Raw genomic sequence first — 26,335 nt, 5'->3', positions numbered from 1 at the left:
GCTCCCACAGTTTTGATCGCATTCCGTCAGGTCAATCGTTGAAGTCGTAGTGCAATTCGTTATCCCGTGTGCTGATCCGCACGCCCGCCAGCGCCTTGCCTTCGAGCATGCGGGTGAGGAATTCGCGGCTCATGTCCGGCAGCAGGCTGTTGGTGAGGATGGTGTCGATCATCCGCCCGCCGCTTTCGGTTTCGGTGCAGCGGGACACGATCAGGTCGACCACGTCGTCGTCGTAATCGAAGGCGACTTTGTGGGTGTTCTCCACACGCTTCTTGATGCGGTTGAGTTGCAGGCGGGTGATTGCCTTGAGCATCTCGTCGCTGAGCGGGTAGTACGGAATGGTCACCAGGCGGCCGAGCAGCGCCGGCGGGAAAATCTCCAGCAGCGGCTGGCGCAGGGCCTTGGCGATTTCCTCGGGCTCGGGGATGTTCGCCGGGTCTTTGCAGACCTGGGAAATCAACTCGGTACCGGCGTTGGTGGTCAGCAGGATCAAGGTGTTCTTGAAGTCGATCACCCGGCCTTCGCCGTCTTCCATCACGCCTTTGTCGAACACTTGGAAGAAGATTTCATGCACGTCCGGGTGGGCTTTTTCCACCTCGTCCAGCAGCACCACGCTGTAGGGTTTGCGCCGCACGGCTTCGGTCAGCACGCCACCTTCGCCATAGCCGATGTAGCCCGGTGGCGCACCCTTGAGGGTGGACACGGTGTGGGCTTCCTGGAACTCGCTCATGTTGATGGTGATCACGTTCTGCTCACCGCCGTACATGGCTTCGGCCAGGGCCAGGGCGGTTTCGGTCTTGCCCACGCCGGAGGTGCCGGCGAGCATGAACACGCCAATCGGCTTGCTCGGGTTGTCGAGGCCGGCGCGGGAGGTCTGGATGCGCTTGGCGATCATCTGCAAGGCGTGGTCCTGGCCGATGATGCGTTTCTTCAGGTGCTGGTCGAGGTTGAGCACCGTCTCCAGTTCGTTGCGGGCCATGCGGCCCACCGGGATGCCGGTCCAGTCGGCGACCACCGAGGCCACCGCTTGGTAGTCCACGGTCGGTAGGATCAGCGGGGTTTCGCCTTGCAGGGTGCTAAGGCGTTGTTGCAGGTCTACCAATTGGGCACGCAATTGATCATCGCCGCTGTCCACGACACCGGATTTTTCGCGCAACGTCGCACGGGTGGCGAGCAACTCATCCACCAGGGTTTTCTCTTCGGCCCAACGGCTTTCCAGGGTGGCCAGGCGCTCGCGTTCGGCGTTCAGCAGCGCTTCGCTGTTGGTCTGGCGCGCACCGATGGCGATGCCGATCGCGTGCTCGCGGGCGATGATTTGCAGCTCGGTTTCCAGTGCCTCGATACGGCGGCGGCTGTCGTCGACTTCTGCCGGCACCGCATGCAGGCTGATGGCGACGCGGGCGCAGGCGGTGTCCAGCAGGCTCACGGATTTGTCCGGCAACTGGCGCGCTGGAATGTAGCGGTGGGACAGCTTCACTGACGCTTCCAGCGCTTCGTCGAGGATCTGCACCTGATGGTGTTTTTCCATGGTCGAGGCCACGCCGCGCATCATCAGCAACGCCTTGTCTTCAGACGGCTCGGCCACTTGCACCACCTGGAAGCGACGGGTCAGGGCCGGGTCTTTTTCGATGTGCTTCTTGTACTCGGCCCAGGTGGTGGCGGCCACGGTACGCAAGGTGCCGCGGGCGAGGGCGGGTTTAAGCAGGTTGGCCGCGTCACCGGTCCCGGCGGCGCCACCGGCACCTACCAGGGTGTGGGCTTCGTCGATAAACAGGATGATTGGTTTCGGCGAGGCCTGGACGTCTTCGATGACCTGGCGCAGGCGCTGTTCGAACTCGCCTTTCATACTGGCGCCGGCTTGCAGCAGGCCGACATCGAGGCTGCGCAGTTCCACATCTTTCAGCGCGGGTGGTACGTCGCCGGCGACGATGCGCAGGGCGAAGCCTTCGACCACGGCGGTCTTGCCGACGCCGGCTTCACCGGTAAGGATCGGGTTGTTCTGGCGGCGACGCATGAGGATGTCCACCAGTTGGCGGATCTCTTCGTCACGCCCGACGATCGGGTCGAGCTTGCCGCTGCGGGCCTGTTCGGTCAGGTCGACGGTGAAGCGCTTGAGGGCTTCCTGCTTGCCCATCGCGCTCGGGGCCATGGCGCCGCTGGCCTCGCCCGGTACAGCACCGGCATTGAAGCCGTCGCTGGCACTCAGTGCATTTTCGGGCGAGTCGCCGACGTATTCGTCAAAGCGTTCGCTCAGGGCTTCGGCCTTGATCTTGTCGAACTCACCGGACAAGCCCAACAGCGCATGGCGCAGGCTCGGCGTCTTGAGAATTCCCAGCACCAGGTAACCGGTGCGTACCTGGCTTTCACCAAACATCAGGCTGCCGTAGACCCAGCCACGCTCGACCGCTTCTTCCACATGGGACGACAAGTCAGTGATCGACGTCGAGCCACGGGGCAGGCGGTCCAGGGCTTCGGTCAGGTCGCGGGCCAGACGCGCCGGCTCGACATTGAACTGTCGAATGATGCGGTGCAGGTCAGAGTCCTGCAGTTGCAGCAACTGGTGAAACCAGTGGGCCAGTTCCACGTACGGGTTGCCCCGCAGCTTGCAGAACACGGTGGCGGCTTCGATGGCCTTGTAGGCCACGCTGTTGAGTTTGCCGAACAGTGCGGCGCGACTGATTTCACCCATGCTCTGGATTCCTTGAGGTGTTGGCGTGTTCGGCGTAATGCCGGGCCAGGATTAGGTCGTTGGCGTCATGCTCGGGTTGGCCGAGCCAGGTGTTGAAGCCCAGGCGGAACTGGCCGTTGAGTTGCAGGGCCGGCACTTCCGGTTGTTGCAGGATCAGGTTCAGGTCCCAGTCCAGTTCGTGGCCCAGGTACTCGGCGACCCACGCCACCAGCTCGTTGAACGGCTGGCTGCCGGGCAGCATGCCCATGTAGTCATCGAGCTTCAGCGGGCCCAGGCGAATGCGGAATTTATGCTGGCGGTCCCACACGTGGCTGCCCAGGCAAAAGTCCACGCCCAGCTGGTTGGCGCTGACACTCACGCGGCTGCGTTCGGGCAGCTCCAGCCATTGGCCGATGTACTCTTCGATCTCCACCGGCAGGCCGAAGTACTCGCCGAGAATCGCCTTCAGGCCGTCCGGATAGCGGGTTTGTGCCGACAGGTGGCCGCTGTAATGCAGCTTCGCCGTGTCGGGGATCAGGCCCTGGTTGAGCAGGCTCGGGGTGCCGCGACCGCTCAATGCGGCGAGGCGCGCCGACCAGTAGTCATCGTCCGGGCGATCATGGCTGACGGTAGGCCGTGCCTCGGCCCAGGCGCGATAAAACAGGGTCAGCAGGCGGTGGTGGAACACATCCAGGAAGCGCTTGCTGGTGCTGTCGGCGTTGTTGCGCTGGCGCTCACGCACGTACTCGGTGATGTGCAGCGGCAGCGGGCCGTTGGGGCCGCCGAGGCCGAAGAAGAACTGCTCCAGCCGTGCCGGCTGGCCTTCAGCCCCAGGTTCGACCGAGGCCAATGTGGCCGGCGCAAAGGTGCAATCGGCCTGCTGCCCGAGACGCAGCGGGTCATCCGCCAGGCGCAGGGAGTGCCCCAGGCGTGGCAGGTCCGGCGATTCGCACTCGATGCGCCGCAGCGCCTGGAAGAAGTCATATTCCCAGGGCTCCTGATGCATCGCATCCAGGGTACTCACAGGGTCGGACGGCGTCCGGGCTTGGCTTTCCATCGCATGATCTCGCCGCGTTCGGTGGTACGGATCACCGTCTCGGTAAAACTGTTGATCGACACATAGCGTGCCAGGAACCGTTCAAACACCGCACCGAGCAGGAACACGCCGGTGCCGCGGAACGCGTTTTCATCAAATTCCAGAGTGATCTCAAGGCCGCGGCCAAACACGATCGGGCCGGGCATCGGCAGGCGCCGGGTCACCGCCTTGCTGCTGACTTCCCGCAGGCCTTCGATCTGCAATTGCAGGGCGGCGTCGTTGCTGTCGCCATACAGGCGCAGCAGTTCACGCAGCGCGGCGGCGCCCTGGCCTTGCTCGCTCAGCGACAGGTAGTTCAACGACAACTGGCTGATCAGACGCCAGGCCTTGGCGTCATGGGCATGGCTGGCGCGCGGGCGGCTTGGCCCGGCGACGCAGCGCACGGCCAAGACCGGCGCACTGTCGGCCAGGGTGAAGTCGGTCTTGCCGTTGCCCACGCTCATGAACAGCGGCAAGTCGCGGTTAGTGCACAGTGCGGTCACGCCCAGTTGGCGCAGGTCATGGCGGTACGGGGCTTGCTGGGTGTCTACCAGGCTGACGAAGGTTTCGCTGCCCACATAGGTGGAGCGCGGCCCGTTGCGGCGCTGGTCGCTGGACAACACGCGGGGTTCGCGACGCACCGTGTAGTAAGCCTGGTCACGGCCATAGCGCGACGGATCGCGTACCGCGTAGAACGGCAGGAACGGCTGCTCCGGTCCGGTGCCGTGGCCCGTGATGCCGCTCAAGGAGTGAATCTCGAAATCCATCGGTCGCGTGCGGTCGGCGATCACATGGTGTTCGTTGACCCGCTCGGACAAGTGAATCCGGTCCACACGCTTGGGAAACAGGTTGATTGCCGGGGTGCAGAACGGCACGAATTGCGCCTTGCCGACGCTGCCTTCCAGGCTTGGATCGTGACGGTCGAACAGCACGATCAGTTCCAGTTCCTGGCCGTCACAGCGTTTGACGGCGCGGCTCAGCTCAGCGAATTCAACGAATAGAAAACGGTGGGGCAGGGCGAAGTATTCCTGGAGCAAGCGATAGCCCTGGAATGCCCGAGGCACCACCGGCATTGCCGCATCGGCGTCGTCGAAACCCCGGGAGCGCAAGGCATCCGGCGGCAGGCGTTCAACCCAATCACCGCCGGGCTTGCGCGCGAACACCGCGCAGGCATTGCCCAGCAGTTGTTCGTAGAGGCGGAACGGTTGCTCGTCGGCACCGCTGAGGTACAGCGGCAAGTTATCCAGGGCGAGGCTGTTGAACGGCAGTTCGGCGCCGGTACGCAAGGTCAGGCGCAGGCCGGCCTTGGCCTTGGGTTCGCTGGCGGCCAACCGCCCGAGCACGGCGGACGGGTTGCCGAAGTACTCGGCCTGGGCGACCTGCAACGGCCACAGCGTCACCGGGTGCGCGGTGCGGTACTCGCAGCAGGTCTGGGTTTCGCGGCCCAAGGCGGCGCGCAGGACGGTGTCGCGGGGCAGTGGAAAACCACTGGCCAGGGAGCCTTCATCGGGATCGGCCTGCAACTGCACCACGGTCATCGACGGGGTCGGCGCCAGGTAGTGCGGGTAGGCGATCTCCAGCAGGTTGTTGGTGAAGGTCGGGTACTCGGCGTCGAGCTTGAGCTGGACCCGGGCCGTGAGATACGCAAAGCCTTCGAGCAAGCGTTCGACGTACGGGTCGGCGCAGTCCATGCCGGACAGGGTCAGCCGACTGGCGATCTTCGGGTATTCCTTGGCGAACTCGGCGGCGCTTTCGCGCACGTGGTGCAGTTCCTGGTTATACAGCTCCAGCAAGCGCGGGTTCATGGGCGTCTCCGCTGGTCGGCGTTGACCACACGTACATGGCCGGACTCCAGGTCCAGGTCGGTTTGCAGCAACAGGCGCAACGGCACCGGCTGCGCCCACAGGTCGCCTTCGATCTCGAAACTCAGGGCGTTGTGGTTCATCTCACCGTGGCCGACGCGTGCCTTGACCCGCAAGGTGTGGCGCAGGATGCGCGGCTCGAAGGTGGCGATGGCTTGTCGGATCAAGGCTTCCAGGGCGCTGATGTCGACACTGGAGACACTGTTGCCCGCCAGCGCCGGCAGCCCGTAATTGACCACCGATGTACCGGCCGGCGTGTGCAGCGTGGCATCGGCGTTGAGCAGTGAAGTGGTGTTGAGCAGCCACGTCAGGTCACGCAGCACCGAGGCTTTCAATTGGTTCAGGGACAGCACGCGTTTGTCGGCGCTTTCCTTGGGATTGGTCGGGTCATCGTCGGTCAACCGGTCCAGCAGGGACGGTTGCAGGCGATCGCGGGAAGCAATTTCAGTTACCACCAAAGCAGCTCCACGGACGGGTTGCGAGAGGAACAGGGGGCTTGCAGCCGCCACTTGGGGTGGCGGCTACAGGGGCAATCAGCGTTTGGTGTTGGAGCGAATGTTCCAGCCAAACTTGATCGCGCCGCCGTCTTTGGTGCCGTCGGCTTTCTGTGGCTGGTAGTCCACCATCACCTGGGCAAAGTTCAGGGTCACGTTTTCGGTCAGGCGGTCATCGCTGCCCGAACCACCGGTGCTCAGGGAGGTGACCAGCACTTCTTCCAGGTTGATGATCATGTACTCGACCTGGCTTTCACCGCCGGCCTTGCGCACGGTCAGCGTGACCTTGTCGATGTGCTTGCCGCTCGCGCAGTGCATCATCAGGTTGGGCGAGGCCTTGTCGACGTACTTGGTCAGCGACAGGTCCTGGATGTTCACCTTGCCCGCACCGCCGCCACCGCCCACGTGCATGTTGCCGGACTGGGCCATGCCCCAGCTCCAGTTCAATACGTCGATTTCGTCCTTGTGGGCCTTGTCCATGGACTCGCCCTTGATGTCGCCGATCTTGATGAAAATATCAACAGCCATGTTTTCTCCCTGTGTGGTCTCAGCCACAGAATTTGTTAACGCTGATCGTTCCCACGCTCTGCGTGGTAACGCATCTTGTGACGCTCTGCGTCACTGGGACGCGTAGCGTCCCGGGCGGCATTCCCACGCGGAGCGTGGGAACGAGCGACGGTGTTACGCGCCTTTCGCCGAAGGCAGTTTCGATACCAGGCGCAGCGACACGGTCAGCCCTTCGAGCTGGTAGTGCGGGCGCAGGTAGAACCGGGAGTTGTAGTACCCCGGGTTGCCTTCGACGTCTTCCACGATCACTTCGGCGGCAGCCAATGGATGCTGGGCCTTGGTGGTTTCGGTGGAGTGCGCTGGGTCACCGTCGACGTAGTTGAGGATCCAGTCCTGCAACCAGCGTTGCATCTCGTCCTTCTCTTTGAAGGAACCGATCTTGTCGCGCACGATGCATTTCAAGTAGTGGGCGAAACGGCAGGTGGCGAACAGGTACGGCAGGCGCGCGGCCAGGTTGGCGTTGGCGGTGGCATCCGGGTCATCGTATTCGGCCGGTTTCTGCAGCGACTGGGCGCCGATGAAGGCAGCGAAGTCGGTGTTTTTCTTGTGCAGCAGCGGCATGAAACCGTTCTTCGCCAGTTCCGCTTCGCGGCGGTCGCTGATAGCGATTTCGGTCGGGCACTTCATGTCCACGCCACCGTCATCCGTCGGGAAGGTGTGGGCCGGCAGGTTCTCGACTTCACCGCCCGACTCCACGCCACGGATGCGCGAGCACCAGCCGAAGTGTTTGAACGAACGGTTGATGTTCACCGCCATCGCGTAAGCGGCGTTGGCCCAGGTGTACTTGGAGCTGTCGGCACCGTCGGTGTTTTCTTCGAAGGCGAAGGCTTCCACCGGATCGGTCTTGGCACCGTACGGCAGGCGCGCCAGGAAGCGCGGCATGGTCAGGCCGATGTAGCGCGAGTCTTCCGATTCACGCAGCGAGCGCCAGCCGGCGTATTCCGGGGTGGTGAAGATCTTGGTCAGGTCGCGCGGGTTCGACAGTTCCTGCCACGAGCCCATGCCCATCACGGTTGGCGAAGCGGCGGCAATGAACGGTGCGTGCATGGCGGCGCAGACTTTCGACAGCTCCCCCAGCAGCTCCACGTCGGGAGGCGACTGGTCGAAGTAGTAGTCGCCCACCAGGCAACCGTAAGGTTCGCCGCCGAACTGGCCGTATTCTTCTTCGTACATCTTCTTGAAGATCGGGCTCTGGTCCCACGCGGTGCCCTTGAATTTCTTCAGGGTCTTGTGCAGGTCCGGCTTGGAGATGTTGAGCACGCGAATCTTCAGCTGCTCATCGCTCTCGGTGTTGTTCACCAGGTAGTGCAGGCCACGCCAGGCGCTTTCCAGCTGCTGGAAATCCTGGTGATGGATGATCTGGTTGACCTGGGCGGTGAGCTTGGCGTCGATGGCGGCGATGATCGATTCGATCGACTTGATCGCGTCGTTGGACACCAGGTCGGTCTGGGCCAGAGCCTGCTCGGCCAGGGTGCGCACAGCGGTTTCCACGGCTTCGCGGGCACGCTCGGTCTTGGGTTTGAATTCTTGCAGCAGCAGGTTCGCGAACTCGCTGGCTTCTTCGGTGGTACCCAGGATCTGGGTGCCTTCGCGGGCGGTATTGTCAGTCATGATTACTGCTCCCCTGCAGGCTTGGGCGCGCTGGCAAGTGCCTGAAGCAGTGCCGGGTCCTTGATCGCCTTCATGATGATTTCTTCAGCGCCGGTCTTGCCGTCCATGTAGGTCAGCAGGTTGGCCAGCTGGGTGCGGGCTTCGAGCAGTTGCTTGAGCGAATCGACCTTGCGCGCCACAGCGGCGGGGCTGAAGTCGTCCATGCTTTCGAAGGTGATGTCCAGGCTCAGGTTGCCTTCGCCGGTCAGCTCGTTGGGCACGTGGAACGCGACGCGTGGCTGCATGGCCTTGAGGCGCGAGTCGAAGTTGTCGACGTCCACTTCAAGGAACTTGCGGTCGGCCACAGGCGCCAGAGGCTCGGCGGGCTTGCCGGCGAGATCGGCCATCACGCCCATGACGAAGGGCAGCTGGACCTTTTTCTCGGCGCCGTAGAGCTCGACGTCGTACTCGATCTGCACCCGAGGCGCACGGTTGCGCGCGATGAATTTCTGAGAACTTTGCTTCGCCACGTTGCTGCTCCTGGTCGCTTGAGCGACGGTGTTGTAACTGCGCGATCCGTACGCTTATTCGCTGTCCGGCCCGCGCAGATTTTCAAATTGGGACATGCCGTCGGGAATCAGGTTGCGCACGATGGCCGCAAAGTCGGCGTGCACCAGATTCTTCGCCCGGTTCAACAGCACCGGCAGCGGGCTCGAAGGCTCGTGCCGGGTGTAGTACGCAAGGATCTTGTCGAGGCTGCGCAGCACTTCATCGCGGCTTGCGATGTCGCCGGTCGGGCGTGCTGCAACGGGCGCGGCGGCGTATTCAACCGAGGGGGCATTGTCGTCACTGACAACCTCGGGCTCGCTGGCAGCGCCGCTGTGCGGGGCGTATTGGTTAAGTATCTGCGCGGCCTGCTTGAGCAGTTGCTTCAAGGGGCCGAGGTCCACGCCCTGGGCGGAACCGACCTGGTCGCTGACGTATTCTTCGATGGCCTCACAGGCGTCGCGGGCGGCGTTCAGCGCGTCGCGGGTGGCTTGCAGTTGCTCGGCATCGCTGTCGAGGAATGCGCCGTTAAGCTGTTCGGCACCGAGGTTTTCGCCGGGGAAACTCTGCAGCCCGCTGGCATTCAGCGCGGCGCGCAGGCTGACGGGCCCGAAGGTGCGCGAACGGGTGAGAATGGCCTCACGCAGCAGGCGGATGTTCGCGTCGCTGGCCACGCCGCTGAGGGCGTTGATGCGCACGGTGGGGTCGTTGTCGTCATCGGCATCCAGGCGCGGATGCAGGTCGGCCCAGTATTCGCGCAGCAGCGCGTTGATTAGTGCGAGTGCGTCGGCAAGCCCTGCAATGCCCTGGAGGGCGAGGGCGGCTTGCAACAGGAAATGGGTGATGCGCAGGTCTTTGCTGCGTTGCAGGAGGTCGAGACTTTGCTGCTGGATGCTGCGCCATTCCGGAGGTTCGGCAGGCAGGATCGAGTCGCCCATGCTGCGCTCGGGTTGACCCTGTGCGGCACGCTCAAGATGCAAGTAATCGGCGTCATATTCCAAGTCTTCGCCACAGGGCGAAGTCGCGGAAACGGCGGCGAGCAGCAGAGGCACATCCACTAAATTCGATCTCCCTATCAGCCCGTTAGATGACGGGCAACTCATGCATTAGTTGCGCGAGGAACTTTGCATGTTTTCTTGGTCTTATTTAGCGCTTTGACATCATGCTGATTTCAAAGCGCCATCATTGGTGTTCAAGAAGTTGTGCATTTTTGGTGTAGTACTTATGCCTTGTCAAGGTAAGCTATTCGCCCTCTATGACAGATGTGCGGTGCTTAACATCTTGTGCGACTGATCAGTCGAAGCAGGTGCCGAGGCAGGATTTTTGTCATACAGGCCGGTTAAGATCAGCAATTACGCGGGTTGAAGCAGGCTTTCAAGGTTTTGGAAGGATCTGTCGTGGATCTCTCGGAGCATTTCTCCCAGGGAACGGCCGCGCGCGAAGTATCAGCAAGGAGGCAAGATGTCGCTGTGCTTGACTATCACTAGTTATCACAAGATTACCCCTGGCCAGTGTTCTGAAAAGTCCCTGGACCAGGGAGTGATGGCTATTGGCCGCGGTTCCGAAAATGACTGGGTACTGCCTGATCCAGAACGTCTTGTTTCCACGCAACATTGCGTTATTCAGTACAAAGATGGTCGTTACTACTTAACTGATAACAGCACTAATGGAGTTGAGTTAGTGCATGCCGGTATTCGTTTGCGGCGGGGAAGCAGCGAGCCATTGCAGGACGGCGAACTGATCCGCATCGGCGATTACGAGATCCAGGCGCGTATCGATTTCAACCTGAAAGTGACAGATACCCCGTCTTTCACCGGTGACGCTTCCAACAGTTTCGAAGCCCTGATGGGCGCCGCCGTGAAGGCCCCGACGCCACCTCCGGTGATCGCGCCGCAGTTCCAGGGCGCCTCGTCGATGGACACCCTGCCGGACCTGTTCGACTTCCTCGCGCCCACCAGCGTACCGCCGGCCACCGTGCACGATCACGTGCCGGCCGAGCAGCACGACTTCCGCCCGCCGACACCGCTGCCCGTGGCTGAGCCGCCTGCGCCGGTGGTCTCGGGCTCAGTAATCCCCGAAGACTGGGATCTGTTCGGCGATGCCCCGACACCCAGGCCTGTTGCACCGCCGCCGCCAACACCGCCACAGCCGCCGGTCATCGAGCCGCCCAAGGTCGAGCGCCCGCTCCCGGTGGCTGATGCCAGCCAGCCCGACCTGTTGCAAGCCTTCCTGCGTGGTGCGGGCCTCGATCAGTTGCGCCTGGACAAGGCCCAGGCCGAAGCCCAGATGGAAAGCATCGGCCGCAGTTACCGGCTGATGGTCGAAGGCCTGATCGACGTGTTGCGTGCCCGCAGCAGCCTCAAGGGCGAGTTCCGCATGCAGCAGACGGTGATTCAACCGGTGGAAAACAATCCGTTGAAATTCGCCCCGAATGCCGATGAAGCGCTACTGCTGCTCCTACGCCACAGCAATCAGGCGTTTATGGCACCGGACTTGGCCGTGCGCGACAGTTTCGACGATCTTCGCGCCCACCAACTGGCCGTCATGGCCGGGGTCGAAGCCGCCATCAAGCACCTGCTGACGCGCTTTGAACCGGCGCAGCTCGAAGAGCGCATGGGCAAGCCCGGCGGGCTATCGAGCATTTTCAACGGCTCGCGCCAGGCCCAGTACTGGCAGCAGTTCACCGAGCTCTACAGCAATATTTCCCGCGAGGCCCAGGAAGATTTCCAGGACCTGTTCGGGCGTGAATTCAGCCGTGCCTACGAAGCGCACAGCAGCCGACAGCGTCACTAACAACGCAGTACATGGAACAACGGATAGCTAAGTACGTCATTGAGGACGCAGGATGATTCCCAGGTTTTTACTCGCAGTCGCCACCGCGCTTCTGCTGACGGCGTGTGCCAAGGATGCGGCCAAGCCCGAGGCCGCCGAAGCTGAGGCAGACACCGCCGCCGTCGAGCTGCATTTCCATGCCATCGCCGGGCTCAACCCCGGCGCCAATGGCCAGGCAGCCCCGGTACGGGTGCGGATTTTCGAACTGAAAAACGCCGCCACCTTCAGCCGTTCCGACTACTTCGCCCTGGCCGATCGCGCACAGTCGACCCTCGGCCTCGACCTGCTCGACCAGGACGAAGTGGTGATCCTGCCCGGCCAGCAATTGAGCATCCAGCGCGACCTCGACCCGTCCACCCGCCAGATCGGCCTGCTGGTGGGCTATCGCGAACTGGACCGTGCCGAGTGGCGCACGGTGCTCAACGTGCCGGCACGCCAATACACCGAATACCAGATCAGCCTCGATGTGCATGCCGTGCGTGCCGACGTCGTGGTCCCCCCATCCAGCCCTGCCCAATAAGAATCGGAGCCCCCATGTCCTGGAACAATCGCGTGGTCTGGTCGGAAGGCATGTTCATCGGAACGCAGCACTTCCAGCAGCATGACCGTTACCTGGAAAACCTGATCGATGCGCGCAGCCGCCCGTTGTCGGCGGGGGCCTGGGGCTTTTCCGAACTGTTGATCGACCAGGGCCTGCTGGCCCAGGGCAAGCTGGCGATCGTCTCGGCACGCGGCCTGTTACCGGATGGCACGCCGTTCAATATCCCCCAGGACGACCTGGCGCCGAGCCCGCTGAATATCGACGACAACTTGCGCGATGGCCTGGTGTACCTGGCGTTGCCCCTCAAGCGTGCCGGCGCCCGCGACACCGTCGACGAAGGCGAGGCCCTGGAAGCCGCGCGCTATGTCAGCCAGGTGCGTGAAGTGCGCGACGACAACGCGCCCTTCGAAAACCGTGCGCCGGTGGCGGTCGGCTCCCGCGCCTTGCGCCTGTTGACCGCCCAGGATGGCATCAGCGATTACGCGGCCATCGGCCTGGTGCGCATCAAGGAAAAACGCGCCGACCGCGCCCTGGTGCTGGACGAGAGCTACATCCCGCCGGTCCTCGACGTGACGGCCAGCAAACCGCTGACCGCGTTTCGCAGCGAACTGCTGGGCCTGCTGCACCAGCGCGGCGAAGCGTTGGCCGGGCGCGTGGTGGCTTCGGGCGCCGGTGGTGCTTCGGAGATTGCCGACTTCATGCTGCTGCAACTGGTCAACCGCGCCCAGCCGCTGATCCAGCACCTGAGTCAGTTGAGCCCGCTGCACCCGGAGCGTTTCTTCAGTGAGCTGGTGAGCTTGGCCGGCGAGTTCTCGACCTTCTCCACCACGGGCCGCCGCCCCCACGAATACCCGCAATACCAGCATGACGACCTGGCCTTGAGCTTCACCCCGGTGATGCAGGCCCTGCGCGAGGCGCTGTCGATGCTGATCGACAGCAAGGCCACGCCGATCCCGATTGTCGAGAAAGCCTACGGCGTGCACGTGGCGATGCTGGCCGACAAAACCCTGATCGACAGCGCCAGTTTCATCCTGGTGGTGCGCGCCGATGTGCCGGGCGAAACCCTGCGCGCACGCTTCGGCCAGCAAAGCAAAGTCGGCTCGGTGGAACACATCCGCGACCTGGTCAACCTGCAACTGCCGGGCATCGGCCTGCTGCCGCTGCCGGTGGCGCCACGGCAGATTCCGTACCACGCAGGCTCCACCTACTACGAGCTGGACCGGGGCAGCGAGCACTGGCAGCAACTGGGTAATTCCGGTGGCTTTGCGTTCCACATCGCCGGCCAGTTCCCGGGGTTGAACCTGGCTTTCTGGGCCATCCGAGGGTAATCCGCGATGCATCCGAATGACGATGACCGCACCCAGTTCATGCCGCGTCCCGGTGGCCGCGCGCCGGAGCCTGTTCGCGCAGAGCCGGCGCCGCTGTCGATGCCCGCTGCGCCGATCCTGACCGGCAAGGCCCAGGGCCTGAACCCGCTGGAAAGCGCCGCCGGCCCGTTGTTGGCGCTGCTGACGCGCCTGCGCAACACGATCTCGCACCCTGCGCCAGCGAGCCTGCGTGCGCAGCTGCTGGCTTACCTGCGCCAGTTCGAAGAACGTGCCGAGGCGGCCGGCGTGGCCCGCAATGACGTGCTGCTGGCGCGTTACGCGCTGTGCACCGCCCTCGATGAAGCCGTGCTGAGTACGCCGTGGGGCAGTGCCAGTGACTGGGGCAAGCAGAGCCTGCTGATCACCGTGCACAACGAAGCCTGGGGCGGCGAAAAGGTCTTCCAATTGCTGGATCACTGCCTGCAAAGCCCGCGGGAACGCCTGTACCTGCTGGAACTGCTGTACCTGTGCCTGTGCCTGGGTTTCGAAGGTCGCTACCGCGTGATGAACGATGGCCGCAGCCAGCTGGAAGCCTTGCGCGAGCGTACCGCTGCGGCGATTCGCAGTGCCCGTGGCGAGCATGAGCGCGAGCTGTCACCCCATTGGCGCGGCGTGACCGTGGCCCGTGATCGCCTGGCGCAGTTCATGCCGCCATGGATCGCCGTGGCCATCGGCCTGGCACTGCTGTTGGCATTGCTGTTCGGGTTGCGGATGAAACTGGCGTCGGATGCCGAGCCGGTGTTCAAGAATATTCATGCCCTGGGGGAGATCCCGGTGCAGGCCATCGACCGTCCGGTGGCCCAGCCGAAAATCATTGAGCGACCGCGTCTGGCAGGCTTCCTGGTGGAAGACATCAAGGCCGGTCGCGTAGCCGTGGAAGATGCCGTCGACCGCTCCGTGGTGACCATCCGTGGTGATGAACTGTTCGCCTCGGCCAGCTCCAGCATCGTCGATGACTTCCAGCCGCTGATGCTGCGTATTGCCGACGCCATCCGCAAGGTCAAAGGCCAGGTGCGGGTCACCGGCCACAGCGATAACCGTCCGATTGCGACCCTGCGCTTTCCGTCCAACTGGGCGCTGTCCGAGGCGCGGGCCAAGTCGGTGCTGGAGATTCTCGCGGCCAAGACCGGCCAGCCGGAACGCTTCAGCGCCGAAGGCCGCAGCGACACCGAGCCGGTGGCGACCAACGCCACAGCCGAAGGCCGTGCGCGCAATCGCCGGGTAGAAATCACCGTATTGGCGGAGGGCGTCGAGTGAAGGCGTTTTTCAGTTTTGTGATTCGCTGGGTGATCCCGCTGCTGGGCCTGATCGCCTTGAGCCTGATCATCTGGTTTGTGGGCCCGTTGCTCGATGTGCTGGTGCCGGAAGGGCGCCGCTGGGCGCTGATCATCCTGGTGTTCGCGGTGTGGATTGCCTACCGCGTGTTCCGGATTATCCGGGCCCGCCGCCAGGCCGCCGAAGTAATGCGCAGCCTTGCCGCAGAAACCCCGCCAGACCCTGCCAGCGTCGCCACCGCCGAAGAGCTGGCGACCCTGCGCCAGCGCATGGACGAAGCCCTGGCCCTGTTGAAAAAGGCCAAGCTGGGCGGTGACGAGCGCCGCAACCTGTATGAGCTGCCGTGGTACGTGATCATCGGCCCGCCGGGCTCGGGCAAGACCACCGCGCTGGTCAATTCCGGGCTGCACTTTCCCTTGGCGGCGCAGTTGGGTGCCGGTGCGGTACGGGGCGTGGGCGGTACGCGCAATTGCGATTGGTGGTTTACCGACCAGGCCGTATTGCTCGACACCGCTGGCCGCTACACCACCCAGGACAGCAACTCCACGGTGGATAAAGCCGCCTGGCTGGGCTTTCTCGACCTGCTGAAAAAGCAGCGTTCCCGGCGCCCGATTGATGGTGCGTTTATCGCCATCAGCCTCTCGGACCTGCTGCTGGGCAGCGATGCCGAGCGTGCCGCCCATGCCGCCGCGATCCGCTTGCGCATCCAGGAGCTGTACACCCAACTGGGCGTGCGCTTCCCGATCTACCTGATGCTCACCAAGCTCGACCTGGTGCCGGGCTTCATGGAGTTCTTCGACAACCTGAGCAAGGAAGAGCGCGCCCAAGTGTGGGGCATGACCTTCGCCCTGGACGACGGCAAGAACAGCGACAGCCCGCTGGCCCATCTGCAAAGCGAGTTCGCCGGCCTGGAACAGCGCCTCAACGAGCGCCTGGTGGAGCGCCTGCAACAGGAACGCGACCCGGCGCGGCGCGACCTGATCTACGGTTTCCCGCAGCAGTTCGGCGCGTTGAAGGATTGCCTGCAAGGCTTCCTCGAAGGCGTGTTCAAACCCAACGCCTTTGAAGAGCGCGTCTTGCTGCGCGGTGTGTACTTCACCAGCGGCACCCAGGAAGGCAGCCCGATTGACCGCTTGATCGGCGCCATGGCCCAGAGCATGAACCTGGACCGCCAGCACCTGGCGCGCCAGACCGGCACCGGGCGCAGTTACTTCATCGAAAAACTGTTCACCGCCGTGGCGTTTGCCGAGCGTGGCCTGGTGGGCGTCAACCCGAAGGTCGAGCGCCGTCGCAAGTGGATTGCCCGGGGTGTGCTGGCCGCAACCGTGGCGCTGGTACTGGTCGTCAGCACGTTGTGGTGGGTGAGTTATCGCGCCAACCAGGCCTACATCGCCCAGGTTGACCAGAAGGTCGCGCCGTTGGGCCAGACCGTGCAGAACCTCAGCCCGGCACAGCGCGAAGTACTCGCGGTGCTGCCCCTGCTTAACGCCGTGAAGAACCTCGCGGGCGACTCGCCGAGCTGGTCCGAAGGCTTGGGCCTGTATCAGGGCGACATGCTCGAAGCCGAATCCGCCAGCGTCTACCGCAAGCTGTTGATCGCCGTGTTCGCGCCCCGTTTGGTGACGCGCATCGAAGAGCAACTGCACGGTGGCGGCAATTCCGACTTCCTCTATGAAGGCTTGAAGGCCTACCTGATGCTCGCCGACAGCGAGCATTACGACCCGGACTTCATCAAGGCCTGGATCGCCCTCGACTGGGACCGCAACCTGCCGCGCGACCTGCCGGCGGACCAACGCCAGGCATTGATCGGGCACTTGCAGGCCTTGTTCGAGCGGCATCCGCCCAGCGCCCGTCTCGACCCGCGCTTGATCGACGACCTGCGTCGGCAACTGCAGCAACTGCCGGTGGCCCAGCGCGTCTACGACCGTATCAAGCGCCAGAAACTGCCGGAAGGCGTGCCGGACTTTCGCATCAACGAAGCGGCGGGCCGTGATGCGGCGCTGGTGTTCAGTCGCAAGAGCGGCAAGCCGTTGGGCGAACCGTTGAGCGGTTTCTTCACCGCCAAGGGTTATCGCCAGGGCTTCCTGCTGGCCAGCCTGAACCAGACTGGCACCCTCGCTGAAGAGCAATGGGTACTGGGCCACGAGCAGGCCGACCAACAAAACGTCGTCAGCCTCGCCGCCGATGTGCGCCGCCTGTACTTCCAGGACTATCAACGCCAGTGGGATGCGTTGCTGGCGGATATCGACTTTGTGCCGATCACCAGCGTGGCCCAGGCGGCCGACGTCTTGCGGGTGATTTCCGGGCCGACCTCGCCGCTGAAGAAGCTGCTGGTGGCGGTCTCCAAAGAGACCGACTTGCAAGCGGAAGAACGCTTGCTGGCCGCCAAGGGCGCGCCGGTGGAAGGTGGCGTGGACAAGCTCAAGGAACGCCTCGGCAGCCTGCTTGGCCAGGACCAGCCAACTGCGAATGCACCAGCGGCCAGTGAAGATCCGGTGACGGCGCACTTCGCCGAACTCAACAGCATCGTCAGCAAGAACGAAGGCGAACCGGCGGCCATCGATGGCCTGCTGGCGGACATGAATGCGCTGTATGTGCAGGTCAGCGCCATGGTCGGCGCCAGTGGCGATGCGTTGCTCGGCGAAGCGAAAAACCAGGCGGCGGCTGCGGCCACGCGGGTCAGCCTGAATGCCGAACGCCAGCCGCCGCTAGTGCAGGGCATGGTCAAGTCAGTGGTCAACTCCACCACCAACAGCATGATGGGCGGGGTGCGCAACCAGTTGAATGCGGCGTGGGTCAGCGAAGTGGTGAACGTGTATCGCCAGTCCCTGGCCGGGCGTTATCCGATGTCGCCCGGCAGTGCGCGGGACGCGACCCTGGATGACTTCGGCCAGTTCTTCGGGGTGGGCGGGGTGATGGACAATTACTTCCGCAAGTACCTGCAACCTTACGTCGACACCTCCACGCAAACCTGGCGCTGGCAGCCGGGCGCGGCGCAGAAACTCGGCATCGCGCCGGGCGTGCTGCAAACCTTCCAGCGTGCGGCGACCATTCGGGATGCGTTTTTCCGTGCCGGTGGCACCCAGCCGATCGTGCGCTTTGAACTCAAACCGGTGGCGATGGACGCGACCATCACCCAGTTCCTGCTGGACCTGGACGGCCAGCAACTGAGCTATGACCACGGCCCGAGCCGGCCGGTCGCGATGCAGTGGCCGAATCCCGGCAGCATTGGCGTGGTGCGCATTTCCATCATGCCGCCGTCAGCCAGCGGGCGCTCCGGCGTGACGCTGGACGGCCCGTGGGCCTGGTTTCGTCTGCTGGAGCAATCGGACCTGACCGCCGGCAATTCGCCGGACCGCTTCAACCTGCGTCTGCGGGTCGACGGCGCGAGCATCTCCTACGAGTTGCGGGCCAACAGTGCCTTCAACCCGTTCAAGAGCCGCGTGCTTAACGGCTTCAGCCTGCCGGAGCGGCTATGACCACGCTGGGTTTCTACGGCAAGTTGGCGTGCCGCGGCGACTTTGTCAGCCGCGCGCTGCCCCAGAGTTTTATCGGCCCTTGGGACAGTTGGCTGGCGTCCGGATTGCTCGCCAGCCAGACCCGCCTCGGGGCTGACTGGCTGAATGCTTACCTGGTCAGCCCATTGTGGCGCTTCGTGTTGGCGCCGGGTGTGTGCGGGCCGGACGCGGCGGTGGGCGTGGTGATGCCGAGCATCGACCGGGTGGGGCGCTATTTCCCGCTGACGGTGGCTGCGCTGTTGGATCACGACACCGACCCGGCCTCCGTCGTTGGCGGCCCGGACACCTGGTTTGAACAGGTGGAAGAGTTGTTGCTGAGCACGCTGGACGCCGGCGCCAGCTTCGAAGGTTTCAGCGGCGGGATCGAATCCCTCGGCGCTCCAGCCTGCCAACCTCGCACCTTGGGTAGTCGCTTTGCGGGCTTGCAGCGTGTCAACGCCACAGACCCTCAAGCGCGGATGACTGCGCTTGCCGAACAGGCCTGCGAAGGCGCGAGCCTGTGGTGGGGCCGTGGTTCGCAACAGATTTCTCCCGGTTTAATGCGGTGTCAGGGCTTGCCTGCTGCCGACGATTTTGCGCAATTTTTGCTCGGCCAAGAAGGTGTTGTGTAGATGCGGTCCACGTTCAAATCCGCCAGCAAAAGCCACGTCGGCATGGTTCGCCAAGTCAATGAAGACGCTTGCCTCGACCTGCCGGAAAACGGCCTGTGGGTGGTGGCCGACGGCATGGGCGGGCACGCGGCGGGGGATTACGTCAGCAGCCTGATTGTCGACAGCCTGCGCAGCATTCCCGTGGGCCGTTCCCTTGAGGAATACACGGCGGCGTTGCGCAGCGACCTGCTGCGAGTCAACGGCGCGGTGCGCGAAGAAACCGCCCACCGTGGCGTGACCATGATGGGCAGCACCGTGGTGTTGCTCGCCACCCGAGGCTTGCGCGGCGTGTGCCTGTGGGCCGGCGACAGCCGCCTGTATCGCCTGCGCGACGGCCTGCTGGAAAGCATTTCCCGCGACCACAGCTACGTGCAGGACTTGCAGGACAGCGGCCTGCTCAGCGAAGCCGATGCGCGGGTGCATCCACGGGCGAATATCGTCACCCGCGCGATTGGCGTGGAAGCACAGTTGGCGTTGTCGTCGGTCGACCTGTTGATCGCCCCCGGCGACAGTTACCTGCTGTGCAGCGACGGCCTGAACAAGACCGTCGAAGACCACGAGATCCGCGAAGTACTGAGCCATGCCGAGCCGGACGAAATCGTCCGCAGCCTGGTGCACCTGGGGCTCAATCGCGGCGCGCCGGACAACATCACCGCCATCGTTGTGAAGGTGTCGACATGAACATCATCATTCCCGGCTACGACATCGAAGGCGAAATCGGCGTTGGCGCCATGGCTAGCGTGTACCTGGCGACCCAGCGTTCCCTGGAGCGCAAGGTGGCGCTGAAGATCATGGCGGCGGCGCTGGCGGCCGACCCGAGCTTCTGCGAGCGCTTCCTGCGCGAAGGCAAGACCCTGGCGCGCCTGTCCCACCCGCACACCGTGACCATCCATGACATCGGCAATGTCGGTGAGCTGTACTACATGGCCATGGAATACCTGCCCAATGGCACGCTCAAGGAGCGCATCGCCGCGGGCCTGACGCCGGAGCAGGGGCTGACGTATATCCGCCAGATCGCCTCGGCGCTGGGTTATGCCCACGCCCAGGGCCTGGTACACCGCGATGTGAAGCCGGCGAACATTCTGTTCCGCGCGGATGGCACGGCGGTGTTGTCGGACTTTGGCATCGCCAAGTCCCTGGATGACCGCACGCAGTTCACCCAGGCCGGATTTGCCGTCGGCACGCCGAGCTACATGAGCCCGGAGCAGGCCCGGGGCCAGGAAATTGACGGGCGCGCCGACCTGTATGCGCTGGGCGTGGTGCTCTATGAAATCCTCGTGGGCAAGTTGCCTTACAACGGCACCGATGCGCTTTCCACAGCACTGGCACACCTGACTGAACCGCTGCCGGAATTGCCGGTGCACCACGGGCGCTATCAGGAGGTGCTGCGCAAGCTGCTGGCCAAGGACCCGGCGGAGCGCTTCCCGGATGCGGCGGCGTTGCTGCTGGCGCTGGATCAGTTGCCGAAGGAGGAGCAGGTAGAGGCGACGTTGATTCGGCCCCTGCCGATTCCGGTTGCGGTCTCCAATGACCTGGCCGGACTCACGCCGGTTTCCATCGAAATCCCGACCGAAAAGCCGCAGCCACAACCCGTGCGGCAACCGGTGGTGACGCCGACGCAACACTCGGCCGTGTCCGGACAAAACCGTGGGCCGGTGTTGGCGTTGGCGGCAGTTGCCGTGGCAGTCGCGCTGGCGATTGCGGGCGCAAGTTACTGGTGGTTGAAAGATGACGCGCCAGCCGCCGCGCCGCCGGTTGCCGAGGCGGCCAAGACCATCGCGCCGCCTGCCGCGCAACCGGTAGCGGCGCAGGTTGACGGCGGTCAACGCCCGTTGCTGATGGCCGGCAAGAAAACCCTGTTCCAGCGGGTACTGAGCAAGCCCGGCGCCAAGCTTTCCCACGAAGCGGGCGGGGCGCCTGGCGAAGGTTTGCCGGCGTTTTCCGTGCTCTATGTCTACCAACGCAAGGACGTCGACGGCAGCCCCTGGCTACGGGTTGGCGCCGCCACCGACGGGCGCAGCGACGGCTGGCTGCCGGCGGCGCAAGCCAGCGACTGGAAGCAGAGCCTGGTGCTCAAGTTCACCGAGCGTTCGGGCCGGGCGCCGGTGATGTTCCTGCGCCAATCTGCGGAAGTGGAAAAGCTGCTGGCCGATCCTGCCGCAGCGAAAAACCTGCTGCTCAAGGTGCAGAAAAACAGCGAGGACAACCAGCAAGTGCTGGCCTTGGAACCGGCCGCCAGTGCTGTGCCGCAGAACCAGTTTTACCTGCTGCCGATCTTCGACTCCAAAGAGAGCTTCGACGAAAACGGCCAGCCGGTGCAGTTGCTCAACGTCGCCTCCATCGACCCGGGCAACACGCCTAATGTCATCGCCAAGGCTGTCGGCCGAACGCCGGCGATCGATGCCAGCGCCGACGCCTTCCGCACTGCGGTGGTGCTGGTGGTCGACACCACGGTGTCGATGCAGCCCTACATCGACCAGGTTCGCGACGTGGTCCACGAGCTGCAAACCCGCATCGCCGAGCGTGGCGAACTGGACAGCGTGAGCTTTGGCCTGGTGGGTTTTCGCAACAGCATCAAGAAAACCCCCGGCCTGGAGTATGTAGCCAAGACCCTGATCACCCTCGACCAAGGGCGCGACCCGCAGCGCTTCCTCGACATGGCGCGGCAGGTCAAAGCGTCGACGGTGTCCAGCCACTCGTTCAACGAAGACGCGTTCGCCGGTGTCATGCAGGCGGTGGAAGGCATGGACTGGTCCGGCTACGGCGGGCGCTTGATCCTGCTGGTGACCGACGCCGGTGCGTTGCGCAAGAACGACCCGTTCGCCACCACCCAGATGAACGAAGCCGAAGTACGCCAGGCTGCATTGGGCAAGCAGATCAAGATCTACGCCTTGCACCTGCGCACCGACGCCGGCAAGAAAACCCACAGCGGCGCCGAAACCCAGTACCGCACCCTGACCGCCGACGCCAACCCGCAGATCGGCGACCTGTACACGCCGGTGCCCGGTGGCGATGTGCGCAAGTTCGGCGAGCGGGTCGACGAGATCGGCACGGTGTTCGCCAACCTGGTGCATCAGGTGCGCAGCAACACACCGCAGCCGGTGCCGCTGCTCAGTGCCGCGCCGACCCTGGCGGACAAATCCGCCGCCGTCGGTTACGCGATGCACATGGATTTCCTTGGCCGCAAAACCGCGAGCCAGGCGCCGCAACTGGTGAGTGCCTGGACCGCCGATCGCGACCTGACCAACACCGCGCTGCCGGCCTTTCAGGTGTGCGTGATGCTGACCAAATTGCAGCTCAACGATTTGCAGCAGTCCTTGAAACTGATCGTCGACGCCGCGCGCAAAACCCAGACCTCACCGAAGGATTTCTTCCAGGAAATCGCCAGCGCCTCGGCCTATATGAGCCGTGATCCACAGGCCTTGAAAAAGGGCGGCAACCTGGCGGACGGCGGCATCCTTGGCGAATACCTGGAAGGCCTGCCGTACCGCAGCAAGTCGCTGAACATGACCCAGGATTTGTGGCTGTCGTTGAGCGTGGCCGAGCAGGAAGACTTTATCGACGAGCTGGATTCGAAGATCCGCCTCTACGAAACCTTCCATAACGATGTGGCCAACTGGGTCCGTTTCGGCGATGCCGAGCCGGGTGATGCGTTGTACCGCGTGCCGCTGTCGACGCTGCCGTAATGCTGAACTTGAGCGCAGTGCACAAGAGCCGGGGCGTTGGTTCCCAGCGCTACAGCCTGGTGATACCGGGCTTGCAACTGCGTGCGGGTGAACAGTTGGCGGTGGTCGGGCCGAGTGGCTGTGGCAAGAGCACCTTGCTGGATTTGCTCGCGCTGGTGTTGGCGCCAGATCAGGTCGGGCAGTTCGATTTCAACCGCGTCGACATTGCCGGGCTTTGGCGTGGTAACCAGCAAAGCGCGCTGGCGGAGCTACGCAGTCGGCACCTGGGTTACGTGCTGCAAACCGGCGGCCTGCTGGGCTTTCTCGATGTGCGCGGCAACATTGCGTTGTCGCGGCAACTCCTGGGTTTGAAAGACGACGGCAGCGTGGCGCGGTTGGCCGAGCAGTTGGAAATCACTGATCAGTTGGACAAGAAGCCGGCGGCGTTGTCCGTCGGCCAGCGTCAGCGGGTCAGTTGCGCAAGAGCCCTGGCCCACGGTCCGCAGCTGTTGCTGGCGGATGAGCCCACCGCTGCGCTCGACCCGTTGAACGCCGAGCGGGTGATGCAGGCGCTGTTGGCCCAGGCCCGGCATAACGGCGCGTGCTGCGTGATCGCCACCCATGATGAGCCCCTGGCCCGGGCCAGCGGCTTGCAGGTGCGGCGCATCAGTTGCCGTCGCGACGCCGACGGCGGCGTCACCGCCACCCTCGGGGAGGCGTGCTGATGCGTATCGCCCTGGTGGCTTCCCTGGCCTGGCAGGATTACCGCAACGATGCGTGGCTGTCGGTGTGTTCGGTGCTGGCGCTGGTGGCGGTGATCGCGCCGTTGCTGGTGTTATTCGGCCTGAAATTTGGACTGGTTAGCAGTTTGACCGAACGTTTGGAGAACGACCCGGCCACCCGGGAAATTATTCCGTTGGGCGGTGGTCGATTCAGCAGTGAATTTGTCGAGCAGCTCCGCCAGCGCAGCGACGTGGCGTTCGCCTTGCCGCGCACCCGGCAGATTGCGGCGACGGCGCAGTTGGAGGCGGTGACGGTGGAGATGCTGCCGACCGCCGCCAACGACCCATTGCTGGCCGGCCTGCCGATGCCCAAGGGCCTGGATCAGATCGTGCTGAGCCACACCGCTGCCGAAAAGCTCGGGGCAAAGGCCGGGGATTGGCTGGAGGCGAGTTTTGGGCGCCAGGTGGCGGGGCGCATCGAGTCGCAACGCCTGCGGGTTCAAGTGCTGCAGGTAGCGCCGCTGGAAGCCTTCGCCCGGGATGGATTGTTTGCACCCTTGGGCTTGCTGGAAGCGGCGGAAGATTATCGCGATGGCCGCGCGGTGCCGGCGTTTGGCTGGGACGGCGATGCGGTGGGCGTCAGCGAGCAACGGGTATACCCGGCGTTCCGTTTGTATGCGCGGCGCCTGGTGGATGTGGAGCCGCTGCGGGTGTATTTCGCCGGGCAGAATCTGTTGGTGTCGACCCAGGCCCAGACCATCGCCCAGGTGCAGTCGTTGAGCCGCAACCTGTCGATCGTGTTCTGGATCATCGCCGGGCTGGCGTTGGCGGGCGCGTTTGCCGCGATCTTTGCCGCGGCGCTGGCGTCGGTTGCACGCAAGCGCCGGGAGCTGTCGGTATTGCGGCTGTTGGGGTTTTCCACCGCCGGGTTGTTGCTGTTTGTGGTGTTGCAGGCGCTCTACAGCGCGGGGTTTGCCGCTGTATTGAGTGGGCTTTTATATGGCTTGGCAGAGTCCGGCCTGAACCAATTATTCGTGCAGGTGCCGGGCGAATACGCCAGTCACCTGCTGGCGCGTCACTACGGCCTGGCCCTGGCAGCTGTCCTCGGCGTCAGCGCCGTGGCGGCGGCGTGTGGCGGTTGGCGTGTGGCGCGTATCCAGGCTTCTGAAGGAATCAGAGATGTATAAGTTACTGGGCGCCGCCATGGCGCTGACCCTGTCCTGCGTGGCCTGGGCCGATGAGGCGAGCGACAAGCTGGACAACCCCAAGCCGTTGCCGGATGACGTCAGCCTGCCGCTGCCCTGCGAAGGCAACATGGTGTTCCGCTATGCCTACGTGCTGGCCCAGGGCACCCTGGATGACCGCGAGATCAGCCTCGGCTACCCGTTCAGCGAAGGTGAAGCGGGCTATCAGCAGTCGTTCATTTCCGGTTATCGCCGCGACTTCATCAACGGCCAGTTCACCCTCAAGGACCTGCCCAAGGACTGGAACAAGGTCATCGCGCCGCTGATGCCGAAGACCGACGCCAAGACCCCGCTCAAGCCCATGCTGTACTTCATCGGCAAGTACGAAGTCACTGCGCGGCAATATGCGCAGGTCATGTCCCAGGCGCAATCCCTGGCCAGTGGCGAACCCGCCCCGGCGTGCGATGTACCTACCGGGATGGCGGCGCGCTTGCCCAAGGTCAAGCTGTCGCGCTTTGAAGCCGAACGTTTCTCGGCGGTGTACAGCGCCTGGTTGATGAAATATCACCGCGAGCTGCTGCCGGTGAGTGGTCGCGGTGCTTCGGCGGACGACGGCGGCCTGGGCTTTGTGCGCCTGCCTACCGAAGTGGAGTGGGAGTTTGCCGCGCGCGGTGGCCAGGCGGTCAGCCGTCAGGACCTGGAAGGCCGGCTGTTTCCACGGCGTACCGAGGGCAGCGAAAGCGATGGTCCCCTTGCCGATTACGCGGTGTTCAATCAGGTCGCGGGTGGCACCGGCCAGGCCGCACGGCTGATGCCCATCGGCACCAAGCTGCCCAACCCGATCGGCATGTTCGATGTGATCGGCAACGCAGCGGAAATGGTCCAGGAATCCTTCCAACTGGTGCACGCCGGGCGTCGCCAGGGCACCTACGGCGGCTTTGTGGTCAAGGGCGGTAATTATCTGGAAGGCGAGGGCACGCTGTTCACCGGCATGCGCCGCGAGTACCCGTTGTTCGCCGCCGACGGTACCGAACAAAGCAACGAGACCACCGGCTTTCGCGTGGCGATTGGCGCCTTGTCGGCACCGCGTTCGCGCTACAAGGAACTGTTTGCCCAGTGGCAGAAGGAAGGTCGCCTGGCCTCGCTGACCGATGCCATCGACGACGCCCAGGACCCGACCAAGCGCCTGGACAGCATCATCGCCGCCAGCGTCGACCCGCGCCTGCAAGCGGAGCTCGGCCTGGTCAACGAAGAGCTCAAGCGCAACGTCTCGCTGATCGCCCAGCAGCGCGAAGAAGCGGCCGGCAACCTGATTCAGTCCGCGGCCCTGGTGGCCGAGACCATCAACAACTACAACATCCGCCTGATCAATTTGCAGAAGAGCCGCCAGCAGGCCATCGACGCCAAGGACGAGGCCAGCGCGCAGCTGTTCGCCACGGCGATCACCAATGGGCGCAGTGCGCTGGACGGCGCGGTGGCGATCTACATCGACAACCTGGCCACCGGCACGCGCTACACCGATGCGGTGATCCAGGCGCAGTTTCAACGGATCAAGGAAGAGTTGGATCGCAAGCCGGTACTGGGCAAGAGCCTGGTGACGCGTGCGACGTTATTCGTTCGCCATGTGGGCAACTACCGCAAGCAACAGCGGGCCGACCCGGCGACGATTTTGAAGGAATTGCTCGCAGCGAGCGGTCAGCGGTCTTGACCGCTGGTTGTACGGCGAGCTTGGAAGGGACTCAGGCGGCGGTGGGCCGTGCTGGGCAAGTCAAACTTAAA

19 protein-coding genes are annotated in these 26,335 nt (G+C 63.9%); 11 read left to right on the top strand and 8 right to left on the bottom strand.

Annotated features, from left to right (window positions below):
- Positions 1 to 31: 31 nt before the first annotated feature.
- The 8 genes from tssH to tssA all read right to left on the bottom strand — a co-directional run bounded on the left by tssH (position 32) and on the right by tssA (position 9,860).
- Positions 32 to 2,689: a type VI secretion system ATPase TssH gene (gene tssH, locus HYE77_RS07335; protein WP_177068610.1), complete on the bottom strand. Its 2,658-nt coding sequence runs from the start codon at positions 2,687 to 2,689 to the stop codon at positions 32 to 34.
- Complete coding sequence (gene tssG, locus HYE77_RS07330) at positions 2,682 to 3,725, bottom strand: type VI secretion system baseplate subunit TssG (protein ID WP_177068609.1); 1,044 nt, start codon at positions 3,723 to 3,725, stop codon at positions 2,682 to 2,684. Before tssG ends, tssH begins: the two co-directional genes overlap by 8 nt.
- Positions 3,689 to 5,548, bottom strand: a complete 1,860-nt coding sequence (tssF, locus tag HYE77_RS07325; protein WP_063033828.1) for a type VI secretion system baseplate subunit TssF — start codon at positions 5,546 to 5,548, stop codon at positions 3,689 to 3,691. The genes tssG and tssF overlap by 37 nt, the downstream gene beginning before the upstream one ends.
- Positions 5,545 to 6,060, bottom strand: coding sequence for a type VI secretion system baseplate subunit TssE (gene tssE, locus HYE77_RS07320; RefSeq protein ID WP_177068608.1), 516 nt, complete (start codon positions 6,058 to 6,060; stop codon positions 5,545 to 5,547). The genes tssF and tssE overlap by 4 nt, the downstream gene beginning before the upstream one ends.
- 78 nt (positions 6,061 to 6,138) lie before the next feature.
- Positions 6,139 to 6,627 (bottom strand): type VI secretion system tube protein Hcp, encoded by a 489-nt coding sequence (locus tag HYE77_RS07315; protein ID WP_003213345.1) that lies wholly within the window; start codon positions 6,625 to 6,627, stop codon positions 6,139 to 6,141.
- Between the two features lie 153 nt (positions 6,628 to 6,780).
- Positions 6,781 to 8,277, bottom strand: coding sequence for a type VI secretion system contractile sheath large subunit (gene tssC, locus HYE77_RS07310; RefSeq protein WP_003213343.1), 1,497 nt, complete (start codon positions 8,275 to 8,277; stop codon positions 6,781 to 6,783).
- 2 nt (positions 8,278 to 8,279) lie between these two features.
- Complete coding sequence (gene tssB / locus HYE77_RS07305) at positions 8,280 to 8,786, bottom strand: type VI secretion system contractile sheath small subunit (RefSeq protein WP_003213340.1); 507 nt, start codon at positions 8,784 to 8,786, stop codon at positions 8,280 to 8,282.
- Positions 8,787 to 8,840: 54 nt separating this feature from the next.
- Positions 8,841 to 9,860 carry a type VI secretion system protein TssA gene (gene tssA, locus HYE77_RS07300; RefSeq protein WP_177068607.1) on the bottom strand — a complete coding sequence of 340 codons (1,020 nt, stop codon included), beginning with the start codon at positions 9,858 to 9,860 and terminating at the stop codon, positions 8,841 to 8,843.
- A 403-nt stretch (positions 9,861 to 10,263) separates the two neighbouring features.
- On the opposite strand from tssA, the gene tagH reads away from it, so the two are divergent.
- From tagH to HYE77_RS07245, 11 genes are read left to right on the top strand one after another with little or no spacing between them, the layout of a single operon-like run.
- Positions 10,264 to 11,595 (top strand): type VI secretion system-associated FHA domain protein TagH, encoded by a 1,332-nt coding sequence (gene tagH, locus HYE77_RS07295; protein WP_177068606.1) that lies wholly within the window; start codon positions 10,264 to 10,266, stop codon positions 11,593 to 11,595.
- Positions 11,596 to 11,647: 52 nt separating this feature from the next.
- Entirely contained in the window at positions 11,648 to 12,154 is a 507-nt protein-coding gene (tssJ, locus tag HYE77_RS07290) for a type VI secretion system lipoprotein TssJ (RefSeq protein ID WP_003213332.1), read from the top strand.
- Between the two features lie 14 nt (positions 12,155 to 12,168).
- Positions 12,169 to 13,503, top strand: coding sequence for a type VI secretion system baseplate subunit TssK (gene tssK / locus HYE77_RS07285; protein ID WP_003213330.1), 1,335 nt, complete (start codon positions 12,169 to 12,171; stop codon positions 13,501 to 13,503).
- 6 nt (positions 13,504 to 13,509) lie between these two features.
- Complete coding sequence (locus HYE77_RS07280; RefSeq protein WP_102370169.1) at positions 13,510 to 14,799, top strand: DotU family type VI secretion system protein; 1,290 nt, start codon at positions 13,510 to 13,512, stop codon at positions 14,797 to 14,799.
- Entirely contained in the window at positions 14,796 to 18,296 is a 3,501-nt protein-coding gene (gene tssM / locus HYE77_RS07275; RefSeq protein ID WP_177068605.1) for a type VI secretion system membrane subunit TssM, read from the top strand. Before HYE77_RS07280 ends, tssM begins: the two co-directional genes overlap by 4 nt.
- Positions 18,293 to 18,946 carry a type VI secretion system-associated protein TagF gene (tagF, locus tag HYE77_RS07270; protein ID WP_008439457.1) on the top strand — a complete coding sequence of 218 codons (654 nt, stop codon included), beginning with the start codon at positions 18,293 to 18,295 and terminating at the stop codon, positions 18,944 to 18,946. The genes tssM and tagF overlap by 4 nt, the downstream gene beginning before the upstream one ends.
- Positions 18,947 to 19,666, top strand: coding sequence for a PP2C family serine/threonine-protein phosphatase (locus tag HYE77_RS07265; protein WP_003213320.1), 720 nt, complete (start codon positions 18,947 to 18,949; stop codon positions 19,664 to 19,666). It begins immediately after the preceding gene.
- Positions 19,663 to 22,671, top strand: coding sequence for a serine/threonine-protein kinase (locus tag HYE77_RS07260; RefSeq protein ID WP_177068604.1), 3,009 nt, complete (start codon positions 19,663 to 19,665; stop codon positions 22,669 to 22,671). The genes HYE77_RS07265 and HYE77_RS07260 overlap by 4 nt, the downstream gene beginning before the upstream one ends.
- Positions 22,671 to 23,375 (top strand): ABC transporter ATP-binding protein, encoded by a 705-nt coding sequence (locus HYE77_RS07255; protein WP_177068603.1) that lies wholly within the window; start codon positions 22,671 to 22,673, stop codon positions 23,373 to 23,375. The genes HYE77_RS07260 and HYE77_RS07255 overlap by 1 nt, the downstream gene beginning before the upstream one ends.
- A complete protein-coding gene (locus HYE77_RS07250; protein WP_177068602.1) occupies positions 23,375 to 24,559 on the top strand; it encodes an ABC transporter permease in 1,185 nt (394 codons plus the stop codon). Before HYE77_RS07255 ends, HYE77_RS07250 begins: the two co-directional genes overlap by 1 nt.
- Positions 24,552 to 26,264: an SUMF1/EgtB/PvdO family nonheme iron enzyme gene (locus tag HYE77_RS07245; RefSeq protein WP_003213313.1), complete on the top strand. Its 1,713-nt coding sequence runs from the start codon at positions 24,552 to 24,554 to the stop codon at positions 26,262 to 26,264. Before HYE77_RS07250 ends, HYE77_RS07245 begins: the two co-directional genes overlap by 8 nt.
- Positions 26,265 to 26,335: the final 71 nt, after the last annotated feature.

The organism is Pseudomonas sp. IPO3774 (genome assembly GCF_013386835.1).
Lineage (GTDB): Bacteria > Pseudomonadota > Gammaproteobacteria > Pseudomonadales > Pseudomonadaceae > Aquipseudomonas.
Note: the sequence above shows the minus strand (reverse complement) of the source record. Positions and strands in the feature narration are given on the sequence as shown.